At 60.3% G+C, this 8,109-nt stretch carries 6 protein-coding genes; 2 read left to right on the top strand and 4 right to left on the bottom strand.

What is annotated here, in order from left to right:
• Positions 1–10: 10 nt before the first annotated feature.
• Genes LLY24_RS11140 through LLY24_RS11150 form a run of 3 tightly spaced genes read right to left on the bottom strand, consistent with a single transcriptional unit; the run spans position 11 to position 4,658 of the window.
• Positions 11–1,273 carry an HlyD family type I secretion periplasmic adaptor subunit gene (locus tag LLY24_RS11140; RefSeq protein WP_259036356.1) on the bottom strand — a complete coding sequence of 421 codons (1,263 nt, stop codon included), beginning with the start codon at positions 1,271–1,273 and terminating at the stop codon, positions 11–13.
• Positions 1,270–3,468, bottom strand: coding sequence for a type I secretion system permease/ATPase (locus tag LLY24_RS11145; RefSeq protein ID WP_259036357.1), 2,199 nt, complete (start codon positions 3,466–3,468; stop codon positions 1,270–1,272). Before LLY24_RS11145 ends, LLY24_RS11140 begins: the two co-directional genes overlap by 4 nt.
• The gene (locus LLY24_RS11150; protein ID WP_259036358.1) at positions 3,465–4,658 is read right to left on the bottom strand and encodes a TolC family outer membrane protein; all 1,194 of its coding nucleotides are present in this window, start codon (positions 4,656–4,658) and stop codon (positions 3,465–3,467) included. Before LLY24_RS11150 ends, LLY24_RS11145 begins: the two co-directional genes overlap by 4 nt.
• On the opposite strand from LLY24_RS11150, the gene LLY24_RS11155 reads away from it, so the two are divergent.
• Both LLY24_RS11155 and LLY24_RS11160 read left to right on the top strand, forming a co-directional pair.
• Entirely contained in the window at positions 4,651–5,052 is a 402-nt protein-coding gene (locus tag LLY24_RS11155; RefSeq protein WP_259036359.1) for a hypothetical protein, read from the top strand. The genes LLY24_RS11150 and LLY24_RS11155 overlap by 8 nt on opposite strands.
• A 6-nt stretch (positions 5,053–5,058) precedes the next feature.
• Positions 5,059–5,283: a hypothetical protein gene (locus LLY24_RS11160; protein WP_259036360.1), complete on the top strand. Its 225-nt coding sequence runs from the start codon at positions 5,059–5,061 to the stop codon at positions 5,281–5,283.
• A 488-nt stretch (positions 5,284–5,771) separates the two neighbouring features.
• On the opposite strand, the gene LLY24_RS11165 is transcribed toward LLY24_RS11160, so the two are convergent.
• Positions 5,772–8,109 (bottom strand): hypothetical protein (locus LLY24_RS11165; protein ID WP_427854557.1); only part of this gene is annotated, 2,338 nt, incomplete at its 5' end.

Genomic DNA, 8,109 nt, shown 5'->3' on the forward strand with positions numbered 1-8,109 from the left:
CAGGGCTCGCTTAGCGCTCGCGCAGCGCCTCACGCGCGTGGTTGATCGGTTTGATGAGGTAATCGAAGATCGTTTTGCTACCAGTGCGAATATCGACGGTAGCGATCATTCCTGGCGTGATGGGAAAGCGTGTGCCCGCCTCGTTCACCAGGGCATCGTTTTCGGTCAGAATGAAGACCCGATAGTAAAAGACATCTGGCTGCGTTTCATCCTGAATGGTATCGGGTGAGATCAGCACTACCTCGCCGTCCAAGCCACCGTAGGTGGCGTATTCATAGGCGGTGATCTTGACCTTGGCAGGCTGGCCAGGATGGATGAACGCGACATCACGCGGGGAGATGCGCGCCTCGATCATTAGCTGATCGTCCAGTGGGATGATCTCCATCACCCGCCCGTTGGGCGGCACTACCCCGCCAATGGTGGTCACTTCGATGTCGTTGACGATCCCCCTGACCGGCGAGCGCAGCGTCAGCCGCTGCAGGGCATCGGAGCGGCCGCGAATGACCGACGATAACGCCTCTACTTCCGCGCGCGCCTTGGAGAGCTCCTCGCGCGCCATGATCAAATACTCCGAGCGCACTTCGGTCGCCTGAAGCTGTAGCTCGCTCTCCTGACGCCTCAGTCTGAGTACCTCGACGTTGCTCGCCGCCCCCACGTCGAGCAGAGAACGAGTGATACGCAACTCGTCGCGCACCAGCGAAAGCGATTCTTGAATCCCACTCAGCGAGGTTTCGAGCCCGCGTCGCCGAGTCTGGTACAGAAGCGTCTCGATGGCGATGAGATCGGGGTAGTCGTCGAGCTCCTCGGGGAAGCTGAGGGGTTCATCGTTGACCTCGGCCTCCAGGCGCGACACGCTAGCCAGCGCCGCGCGATAGCGCGCCGCCGTCTCCCCCACCGTGGATTCGGTTTGGGTCGGGTCGAGCTGGGCCAGTATCTGCCCCTGTTCGACGATATCGCCCTCGCGTACCCGCAGATCGGCCACAACCCCACCTGCCATGGACTGAATCACCTGCTCGCGTGAGGAGGGCACCACGCGGCCATCGCCGGTCGAGACTTCGACTACCTCGGCGAAGTAGGACCACACGCCGAACATCAGCAAGAGCGCGAGAATGATCCATACCACGCGCGTCGAGCGCACTACGGTGGCATCGTCGACCTCATCGTTATAGCGTCGCCGATCCTCGTCATAGTCGAGGAGTAAGGTGGTGTCCTCGGCAGCGCGCTGGCGCGCTGGCGCGTCAAAGCCCTCCTTTTTCGTGCCGCGCTGCTTCATGCCTCACCTCCCATCGCGCCTGCGCTTTGGTTAGGCCGCGCGGGCGGCGTCTTGCCCGAGAGTCTGGCCAACACCACCTCTTTGGTGTCATCGAGTACGATGCGCCCGCCGTCGACCACGATGATGCGATCGACCAGGCTCAGCAGGCTCATGCGATGGGTCGCCACCAGCAGCGTCTTGCCTGGAAGCCAGGCTCCCAGCTGCTGGATGAAGCGCTTCTCGGCGGCTTCGTCCAGCGAGGCCGTCGGCTCGTCCAGCAGCAGTACGTTGGGCTGGCGAATCAACAGGCGCGCCAATAGCAGCGACTGGCGCTGACCGCCGGAGAGGCCTAAACCGCCCTCCAGCACGATATGGTCCAACCCATCCGACAGCTTGCGCACGAAGTCGCTGGCGCCGCTCAAGGCAAGGGCAGCCAGGGCGTCATCGTCAGTGGCGCCCGGCGCGCCCATGATCAGGTTGTCGCGCAGCGTGCCGTGGAAAAGCCGCGCGTTTTGACTCAATAGCGCCACGTCGCGGCGCACGTCGGCAGGGTCGATATGCGCTAGGCGAACGCCGTCGAGCAGCAGTTCGCCGCTCGCCGGCTCAAGCAGCCCCGAGCAGGCCTGCAATAGCGTCGACTTACCCGCGCCGTTACGCCCGAGCAAACCGATACGCTCACCGCTGGTGATGGTGAGGCGTTTGACATCGAGCGCTGGCGTGGCGTCCTCCTGGGCGTAGCGAAAGCGGGCGCTTTCGAACGCGTAGTCTCCTCCGAGATAGGCGCGATGGATACGCCGCGCCGACTCGGGGTTGTCCACCTCGCGTGCCATGATGGTATTGAGGCTGTCGGTCGCGACCTTGGCCTGCTGCCACTTACTCAGCACCTGGGTCAGCTGCGCCATGGGCGCCATCATCCGCGTAGCGAGAATGGAAGCCGCCACTAGCGACCCCACGGTCAGATCGCCGCTCATCACCATCGGAGCGCCGAAGAAAACCACGGCGGCGAACACCCCGGTTTGCACTGTTTGGCTCCACACGCTCAGGGTATTGGTGATATAGCGCAAACGCAGGTTCACATCGGCAGTCACCGCATTGAAGTGGTTCCACTGGTTCTGAAAGTGCGGCTCGGCCTGTAGGGTCTTGATGTCTTCCATCCCCTGTACCGACTCCACCAGCATGGCGTTGCGCAGCGAAGCATCGCGCATCGACTCGCTGGCGAGTTCGCGCAGACGACGCTGCACCAATAGCCCCGGCACCACCATCAGCACCAAGGCGACTAACGGCACCAACACCAAGGGCCCGGCGATGTACCAGAACACGGCAGCGAAGAGCAGGAAAAACGGCATGTCGGCACAGGCGGTCACCGTGGTTGAAGTGAGCAGTTCGCGCACGTGTTCGAGCTCGCGAATTTGCGAAATGAATGTGCCGGTCGAGCGCGGCCGAGCGCTGTTTTTGATTCGCAGCGCATGTCCATAAACGCGATCGGAGGCGCGCAGATCGGCACGTTTGCCTAATAGGTCAGTGATCCGCACCCGCGAGCGGCGCAAAATGAAATCGAACAGCAGCGCCAACATGACGCCGCTAAACAGCACGTAGAGCGTCGGCATCGACTCGGCGGGAATGACCCGGTCATAGACCTGGCGCGAAAAAATCACCCCGGCGAGGGCCAAGGTGCTAGCCATCAAGGAGGCCAGCATCACGTGCCCATAAGGGCGCAAATCGCGCAGTACGATCCGCCGCAGCCAGTGGCGGTCGAAGGGTTGGATATAGTCGTCCACTCGCGCATCGGGGATCGAGCGCGCCGGGCGCAGCACGATGGCCGTCATGACCCGCTCGCCTAGTTCATCGAGGGTCATGGCGCTGCGGTTGCCGCCATCGCCGCTGAACACCAGGCCGACATGACGCTGGCCGTCCAGCGATTCGAGCATCGCCAGTTGGCCATCATGAAACTGTACGATCATTGGTAATCGCCACGGCGTCAGGGTCGCGGGCTCAAAGCGCGCCGTGGTCAACGACATGCCCAACTGACGCGCCATGGTGCGCAGCACTTCGCCTTCGGGCGCCTGAGCCTGCCAGGCAGCCCCCAAGCGGACGTTCTCACTGGAGTATTCGAGCCGATAGTGCTTGGCGACCAGCAGCATCATCTCGATCCAGTGATCGAGGCTTGCCTGCGAGTACGCTTTTGCGGCGCGCGGCGTGGGGTCGGGCTGCGTCATGGTATGAGGCTCACTCCTTGCACGATGGCGTCGTTCAGACCGAAGGCGGGGCGAATGTCAGCGACGTTATAGAGGCAGTCGATCTGTAACCGATAGAGGTCATAGCGGGTGTTGGCCTGGTCGAAGCGCGACTGATGGATCTCCTGCTCGGCGTTGAGCAAATCGAGCAGCGAACGCGTGCCCAACGCCAAGTACTGCTGGCGGTAGAGCGCTTGGGTCTCGGAGATACTGCGTGCCCTTGCCTCCAGCGTATCGAACTGGCGCGCCAGGTTATCGGTTTGGCTACGCGCCTCGCGCAGGTTGCGTGAAAGATCGAGAAGAACTGAGTCGCGTGCGGCTTGGGCAGTTTGTAGGCCAAAGTCCGCTGCGCGGCGGCGCGCGCTGGTGGCACCCCCTTGATAGAGGTTGCTCGATAGGTTCAAACGGATGGTGACGTCGTTGTCGTCATCCTGAAAATTGGGCTGGTTCAAGAACTGGCTGAACCCGGCATCGAGAGATAGTGTGGGAAAATAGGCCGACTGCGTTTGCGCAATAATGGCCTGAGCCTCGGCGCCCTGAGCCTGAGCCGCCAATAGCTCGGGAACGTTATCGAAATCATCCGACGCCAACGCACAGGACTGCGTAAGCTCCTCGGGGAAAGTGTTGGCCACCTGTACTGGGCCACTCTGGCCGGTCAACGACTGTACGGTATTGAGCCAGACCTCGCGCTGCGCCTGCATCTGCTGCAGCGTTGCCACAGCGCCCTCGACCCGCGACTGCGCCTGAATCTGATCCGAGCGCGTGCTCGCGCCGAGCTCCGAGCGCGTCGTCGCCAACCCCTGCAGCTCCTCTAGCCCCGCCACCTGTTCATTGGCAATTGCGATCATGGTCTCAAAGCGTTGTGCTTCGATGACCGCCTGCGCCGTATCCCGGGCGAGCGTATCCATGGCGATCCACACCCGTGCTTGGTCGCGCTCCACGCCAAAACTCGCCGCATCGACGCTGTTGCTCACGCGGCCGAAGTCATACAGCATTTGCGATGCCGATAGAGTAAAGGCGTCTTCTGATCCATTGGTGGAGGAGCGCCGCTCGGTCGTAATCCCCGCGCTAATCTGCGGGAAGTACCCCGAACGCGCGATATTGACCTCTTCCCCCTGCTGATAGAGCTGGCCCAATGCCTCGCCGATGGAGGGATGCCAGGCAATGGCCATCTGTACCGCTTCGCGCAGAGTCAACCCCTCAGCTCTGCCACCGGCAGGCGGTGGAAGCGGTGATACCGCCTGCTGCACGGTAGAACCCCCAACGCCCACCGAAGGCTCGGTAGTGGCTGATGGCGTCGATGGTATGGGCAAGCTCACCGGATCTGTCGTCGTCGACTCGTCTGGCGTTATAGCGGCTACCGGCGGCGGCGTTGCAGCGGGGACAGAAGGCCTCGCCGTCTCATCGATTGCGGCAGTAAAGCTTGTTCTGGGCTCAGGTGAGGGGCGCGACGCGGGCTCGGGCTGCGCTGACGCTACTGCAGGCGAAGGCTCCGCTGAAGGCAGCGTAGTGGTAGGCATAACGGCGAGTCTTGCCGGTTGCGTACGCGAAATGACCGGAGGCTGAGCAGGCATGGGGTTGGTGCTCCCAGAGGGCGCAGGCAGTGGCCGAGCGCTAGGCGCCAATCGCTGCACCAAGCGCCCCTCGGCGTCGCGCTCTACCTCCGCCGCCGGAATGAACGCATGGCGATCCACACACGACGCAGATGCCGCGCTAGGCACCTGCGGGCGGATACTCTGCCGCGACGTAGGCGGCCCCGACATGCCCGCCATTCCCTGCGCCCATACGGCCGTATGAAGCCCCCCCACGATGACGCCACCGGCCAAGATCGATACCAGCCAGCAAGCCCATCCCTTCGATTCCTTCATTCACGCCCCCAGCGACTGGCCTGCGTTACTCTAAGCACTTTCCAAAAAGGACTTTGTACAAGCGGCTCTTCAAAAAGGACTCTATAGAAGTAAGCTATAAAACAAGAATTACTAATCGCGCAAAATAAAATATATTCACTTATTTTTTTATACACTTCATTAAAGCGACACACATTTTCCGAGAAACCACTTTTTGATCAAAGAGTTATTATTTCAATCAGATCACTAAAATGCCTTCGCTATAAGAGCAGCTTACCCACCTCTTTTGCAACTATTCTCGCTAACAAAATGACACACGAAGAAAACGGCGCCGGTTGAGTGACTTTTCCGATGTCGTTTAGGCCTCCAAGATGCGAACACCACAAAATAAAACACCGGGCCCTAAGACCCGGTGTAAAGGGGTTAAACCCGCGTTGGTTAGATGATAGAAGCCTGATGATCCCATTCGTCTTGAAGCGGACTGCGCTCCGGTGTCATCTCGGCCAACATCTCGGTCGGATCCGACTCGTCGGTAAGCGCCATACCATCGTCCTCCTCGTCGGATGCCAACGGCTGCGTTTCTTCGGCCTTGGCAATCACCCCGCTCTCCTCCAGGCTCTGCACAAGATCGATCTGCGCTTCGGCGTCTACCTCCAACGGCTCGCTCTGAGTAAGAAGTGAAGCCACCAGCGCATCGGTATCGAAGGTATCTACCGAAGCGATAGCGCCGACCTCATCATTACTGCCGGTATCGAGCTCGGGCAGGTTAGCAAAGGAGAAGAACGTAATCTCCTCGGGATGATCGCCTACAGAAGCCAAGCTTTGAACATCATCGGTGCTATCTAGCTCGTTGGTGCTCAGTAAGCGAGAGCCAGAGGCACTGCGTCCGCCACCAAGTAGACCGCCAATACCACCAATGATATCGCCCAAGCCGCCGCCAATATCCCCAATGATACCGCCAATTCCCCCTACGAGGTCGCCGATTAGGTTTCCGACTTGACCCAATAGACCTTGATCAGACAACAGCCCGCCTAGCAGTCCATTTTCACCCAACAAGCCACCAAGTAGCCCCCCTATCTCTTCGGTACCCAACACGTCGTTGAGCAGTCCATCGTCGCTAGTGAGCGCACTTATGATGCCGCTGATCAGACCCGTCTCCTCATCTAGCAAGCCATCGATGAGTTCTTGGTCGCCAATACCCTCTAGGGCACCTCCAGGCTGGAGCAGGCCATTCAGTAAGCTATTAGGGCCAATCAAATCGGTTAGCAAACCGTTACCCTGGTCACTCGTTAGCTCGACCGAACCTTGGAGACTGATCAACAAACCGCCAGAGCCAATTACCGGCGAGAGAAGACCGGCTACCAAGCCATTGCTTCCTAACAAGCCACCTGCATTCGCCGCAGGATCGCCCACGAGGCCACTTAAGAGACCGCCTTCACCCAGTAGTGTATTGAGAGTTTCGGTGACCAGCCCATTCTCGCCGAGCAGACCCGAGAGTAGCTCGCCGTTATCCAGGCCTTGGTCACCCAGCAGACCGCCGACCAGGCCGTCTTGGCCCAGCAGACCGTCCACCAGATCGCTGACCACGTTGCCCTCGAGCGGCGTACTCAGCAGGTTACCTAGCAAGCCGTTGGGACCCGCCACGGTGTTGAGCAGATTGCCGACCAGGCCATCTTCGCCCAGTAGACCACCATCACCCCCCAGCAGGTCATCGCCAGTGAGGCCGCTTAGCAGACCATTCTCGCCGGTCAGGGTGTCGAGCAGGTTGGTCACCAGGCCGTCTTGACCCAGCAGACCCGAGAGCAGCTCGCCGTTACCCAGCTCCTGGCCACCCAGCAGACCGCCGACCAGGCCGTCTTGGCCCAGCAGACCGTCCACCAAGTCGCTGACTACGTTGCCCTCGAGCGGCGTACTCAGCAGGTTACCTAGCAAGCCGTTGGGACCCGCCACGGTGTTGAGCAGATTGCCGACCAGGCCATCTTCGCCCAGTAGACCACCATCACCGCCCAGCAGGTCATCGCCCGTGAGGCCGCTTAGCAGGCCTTGCTCGCCGGTCAGGGTGTCGAGCAGGTTGGTCACCAGGCCGTCTTCACCCAACAGACCCGAGAGCAGCTCGCCGTTGTTACCATTTAGTCCTCCAAGTAAGCCTTCACTGTCTAGCAAGGCTGCCAGCACGCCTTCTTGACCAAAGAGCCCATCTAGCAAGCCAGTAACCAAGTCATCGTTGAGTTGTTCACCGCCGATGAGACCCGCTAGTAAGCCAGCAGGACCTACCAGATTATCCAGTAGTCGACTTACTAAGCCGTTTTCACCCAAGAGATCGCTTTCAAGATCACTTAGTAGGCCACCCTCACCCAGCAAGTCATCGAGCACCTGGGATACAAGGCCGTCGTTACCTAAGATCTCACTGAGCAACGCTGTTTTATCTTCAACCAAATTACTCAGCACACCATCGGCGCCTAATAGGCCTGTCAACAAGCCGTTCGGACCTAGCAAGCCATCGATAACCTCATTACCAAGATTCTGGCCTAGCACGTCCTGACCCAGCAGGTTTGCCAAGAGGCCTTGGTTACCGAGCAGTGAATCGAGCAGGCTGTTAATAAAGCCGGTATCGCCGAGCAGGTCACCGTCGGTCAGACCGCTCAGCAGACCTTGCTCGCCCAGGAGGGTGTCGAGCACTTGGGCCACGACACCGTCGTTGCCCAGGACGCCGTCGAGCAGGCCATCCCCTTCGCCCAGCAGGCCATCGAGGACGCCACCGTTACCCAACAGGCCG

The organism is Halomonas dongshanensis (genome assembly GCF_024790395.1).
Classification (GTDB): Bacteria; Pseudomonadota; Gammaproteobacteria; order Pseudomonadales; family Halomonadaceae; genus Vreelandella; species Vreelandella dongshanensis.

What these genes read in the sequence shown, in the direction of transcription:
- LLY24_RS11160 (WP_259036360.1), top strand. Translation starts at nt 5,059, where the DNA reads ATGGGGTTGGTGCTCCCAGAGGGCGCAGGCAGTGGCCGAGCGCTAGGC.
- LLY24_RS11140 (WP_259036356.1), bottom strand. Translation starts at nt 1,273, where the DNA reads ATGAAGCAGCGCGGCACGAAAAAGGAGGGCTTTGACGCGCCAGCGCGC.
- LLY24_RS11145 (WP_259036357.1), bottom strand. Translation starts at nt 3,468, where the DNA reads ATGACGCAGCCCGACCCCACGCCGCGCGCCGCAAAAGCGTACTCGCAG.
- LLY24_RS11150 (WP_259036358.1), bottom strand. Translation starts at nt 4,658, where the DNA reads ATGGCCATTGCCTGGCATCCCTCCATCGGCGAGGCATTGGGCCAGCTC.
- LLY24_RS11155 (WP_259036359.1), top strand. Translation starts at nt 4,651, where the DNA reads ATGGCCATCTGTACCGCTTCGCGCAGAGTCAACCCCTCAGCTCTGCCA.